This window comes from Gemmatimonas sp. (genome assembly GCF_044345575.1).
GTDB lineage: Bacteria > Gemmatimonadota > Gemmatimonadetes > Gemmatimonadales > Gemmatimonadaceae > Gemmatimonas.
Window position 1 is genome coordinate 1 of the sequence record NZ_JBIJAW010000340.1, and the last position, 3480, is coordinate 3480.

The window sequence follows — 3480 nt, forward strand, 5'->3', positions numbered from 1 at the left end:
CCGACCGGCACCACACCTTCATTCTCGAAGGCGCGCGCGACGTGGAAGCGGAGTGTGCACAGCGCGGCATTGGCTACGCGTTCCACCTCGAACGGCCCGGCCACCGTACGCCGGCGCTCAAGCTGCTGGCGGCGCGCGCGAGCGTGGTGATCACCGAAACGATGCCGGTGCCACCGCTCGACTGGCTCACCGATGGCCTCGCCGACGGCTGCCCGTGCCCGGTGTGGAGCGTGGATACGGCGTGCGTGGTGCCGATGCCGCTCGTCGGCAAGGCGCACACGCGCGCCTTCGCCTTCCGCGACGACACGGCCGCGATTCGCCGCGAGCGACTCACCAGGCCGTGGCGCGACGTGGACGCCACCGGCGCGGCATTCGTACCGTCTGCCTTGCCCTACGCGCCCGTGACGCTGGCGACAGCCGACATCGCATCACTGGTGGCCGAATGCGAGATCGATCATGGTGTGGGGCCGGTGCCGCACACGCCTGGTGGGTCGCGCGCGGGCTACGCGCGCTGGGAGGAGTTCACGCGCAGCGGCCGTCTCGCGAAATACGCGGCGAAGCGCAACGATGCCACGATCGACGGCGTGAGCCGCATGTCGGCGTACTTCCACTACGGCATGGTGTCGGCGCTGCGCATCGCGCGGGAATGCGCCGGACTACCCGGCGACGGGCCGGAGAAGTACCTCGACGAACTGCTCGTGTGGCGCGAACTGGGCTACGCGTTCTGCTATTGGCATGCATCGCCGACGACCATCGAGGGGATCCCCTCGTGGGCGCGCGACACGCTGGCCACACACGAACGTGATGCGCGCGACGTGTTGTCGTGGGAGCGACTCGCACGCGCGCAGACCGGCGATGCCCTGTGGGACGTCACCCAGCAATCGCTGCTGCGCCACGGCGAGCTGCACAACAACGTGCGCATGACGTGGGGAAAGGCGATTCCCGTCTGGTCGGAGAGCGCCGAGCAGGCACTCGAGCGGCTGGTGGATCTCAACCATCGCTACGCGCTCGACGGGCGTGATCCTGCGTCGTACGGTGGCTTGCTCTGGTGTCTCGGGCAGTTCGACCGCCCCTTCACCCCACCGGTGCGCGTGCTTGGCACCGTGCGCCCTCGGCCCACGGGCGAACATCTCAAGCGCCTCGATCTCGCGGCGTATCGTCGGCGGGTGCAGCGCCCGGCGCGCGATGCAGCCCCCAGCGTGATCGTCGTGGGCGCCGGCGTGTCGGGGCTCGCCTGTGCGCGCACGCTCGCGGACCACGGCTACGCCGTGACCGTGCTGGAGAAGGGACGCGGAGTAGGCGGGCGCCTGAGCACACGGCGTGAGGGCGAGTGGCGGTTCGATCACGGGGCGCCACACATGCAGTTCGGTGATCCCCGCACGTCGCTGTATGCGGAGTCGTGGGAACTCGACGGCTATCTCGCGCGCGTAGGCGACGTGCACACGGGACGTGGCGCCATGTCCACGTGGCCCAAGCACCTCGCATCCGAGGTGACAGTGAAGACCAGCGTGCAGGTGCAGCGCGCGACGCGCACCGGCGCCGAGTGGGAACTTGTCGATCAGCAGGGCGAGCAGCACCGCGCCGATGCGCTGGTGCTCGCAATTCCCGCCCCGCAGGCCTTGGCGCTGCTGGGAGATGCCGCACCGCCGGTTGCGGGCGCGCTGCGCAGTGTCGCCATGGCCCCGTGCTGGAGCACCATGGTGGTGTTCGATGCCCCGCCACCGGTGCGTGTGACGGAGCGACTGGTTCGCGGTGAACTGCGTACCGACGACGACCGCGTGGCGCGTTGCCTTCGCCAGCCAGAGTTACCGGGGCGTCCCACTGCGGAAGCGTGGGTGGTGCAGTCGGGGGCGGCGTGGAGTCGCGACAACCTCGAACGCACGGCCGACGAGATATGCGCCGAGCTCGTGCCATTGGTACGTGCGCAGCTGGAGATCGCCGGCGAAGTGCGGCATGCGGCGAGTCATCGCTGGCGCTATGCGCGCACTGAAACGGGCGTGGACGTTTCGTGCCTATGGGATGCCGGGGCGCGGGTTGGCGCGTGTGGCGACTTTGCGGTGGCGTTCCCGAACGCCGCGAGCGAGGTGGAGCGCGCGTGGCTCAGCGGCGTGGCGATGGCCGGACGCATTCTGGGTGGATGAGCGCGAGGCTCACCCACCCAGAACGAAAACTGTTCGCTTCAACCGAACGCGGCGTTACGGCTGCTTGAAGTAGGCCGCGTCGGGGACGCCGAAGGTGACGATCTGGCTGGTCAGAATCACGTCGCCCTGTCCATTCCGTTGGATGAGCGTGGTGGCGACCTTCTTCCCTTCGAAATCCTTGTAGTCCTTGTAGATCGCCGTCTGCGGTCCCATCGGCGTCATGTTCACGGTGCCGAGGCGCAGGCCGGTATTCGCGTCGAAGAACTCGGTGACGGTGCGGCCGCTCTTGGTGGTCGCTTCGATCTTCCACGCCTCGGCCCCTTCGAACGTTTCCTTGCCCACCACCGCCGCCTTCGCGTAGCGATTGGGGTCGAGGAACGCCGCCCCGTCTGCACTCGGCTCGGCGAGATCCTTCGCCTGCTCGGCGGGCATCGGCTGCATTCCCTGCCCCTGATCGACCCAGCCCTTCTCGCCGTCGAAGCCCTGATCGATGCGTACGACTCCGAGGTCGATGATCATGCGCATCTTGTTGGGTAGCGACGTATGCCGCTCGTAGGAGCCCGAGATACCGGCAAAGGTGATGTTGGCCGTGCCCTTGTCTGAGCGGCCGGCCACCGACTTCCACGCCGCGCGACCACCCACGGCGTCGGCGAACTTATCGTAGACCTGCTGCACAGTGGGCTGCTGCGCTTCGGCGCGAACGGCTCCACCAACCATGATCACGGCAGCAACGGCTGCCGACGCAATGCGACGCATCAAGACTCCAAGGTGACGGGAAGAAAGAAGCCCTCGCGCATCAATACTGCGCGAGGGCCTCACAGGTTTCACCGCAACGACTGAGGGGGAACTGCTTTCGCGGAGGCGCGGAGGGTTACCGCGGTACGATCCCAGCGAACGGCGCATCAGCGCCGGCGCGCAGCGCCTCGATACGTTCCATGGTGAAGTCGACCAGCTCCTTCATCGTGGGCGCATCGAACACGAGCTTGGCACCCGCAGCGGCATACAACTCCGGCAGCGTGCGCGTGCCGCCGAGCGACAGGAACTGCTTGTACATGGCCACCGCGTTGCCCGCGTCCTGCACGGCGTTGCGGAACACCTGCAGGGCCCCGAGCTGGGCGATGCCGTACTCGATGTAGTAGAACGGCAGCTCGAAGATGTGCAGCTGCCGGTACCAGCGCGACACGCGCTCGCGCTCGAGGCCGGTCCAATCCACACCCTGTTCGTAATCGGCGCGCAGCTGCAGCCACTTGGCGTCACGCGCGTCGCGATCGGCGCCGGCCGCGTCGGTGTAGATCCACGCTTGGAACGCATCGACGCTCGCGATGTGCACAAGCGCGCC

At 67.8% G+C, this 3480-nt stretch carries 3 protein-coding genes; 1 reads left to right on the top strand and 2 read right to left on the bottom strand.

The annotated features are described in order from the left end of the window. On the top strand, positions 1-2141 hold a 2141-nt coding region (locus ACIQ6O_RS14730; protein WP_396208538.1), incomplete at its 5' end, for an FAD-dependent oxidoreductase. Positions 2142-2195: 54 nt separating this feature from the next. Here ACIQ6O_RS14730 and ACIQ6O_RS14735 read toward each other — a convergent pair. After that, a complete protein-coding gene (locus ACIQ6O_RS14735; RefSeq protein ID WP_396208539.1) occupies positions 2196-2897 on the bottom strand; it encodes a hypothetical protein in 702 nt (233 codons plus the stop codon). A gap of 115 nt (positions 2898-3012) precedes the next feature. Continuing rightward, positions 3013-3480: M3 family metallopeptidase (locus tag ACIQ6O_RS14740; RefSeq protein ID WP_396208540.1), on the bottom strand; the 468-nt coding region annotated here is incomplete at its 5' end.